This is a genomic window from Bradyrhizobium sp. Ken01 (assembly GCF_055807355.1).
In genome coordinates, this window is the sequence record NZ_JBVVPC010000324.1 from 1 (window position 1) to 230 (window position 230).

1 protein-coding gene is annotated in these 230 nt (G+C 61.3%); it reads left to right on the plus strand.

Annotated elements, in window-relative coordinates:
* The coding region (locus AC0L3S_RS39820; RefSeq protein ID WP_473285468.1) for an extracellular solute-binding protein at nt 1-230 on the plus strand (230 nt) is incomplete at both ends.

Sequence of the window (230 nt, forward strand, 5' to 3'; positions counted from 1 at the left end):
TCCTGACCGCCATGTCGAACTCCTTCGGCGCCCGCTGGTTCGACGAGAACTGGAAGCCGCAGTTCGATCAGCCGGAATGGAAGAACACGTTGCAGTTCTATGTCGACCTGATGAAGGCCGACGGCCCCGAGGGGGCTTCCTCCAACGGCTTCAACGAAAACCTGGCGCTGTTCCAGCAGGGCAAATGCGGCATGTGGATCGACGCCACGGTCGCCGCGTCCTTCGTTTCG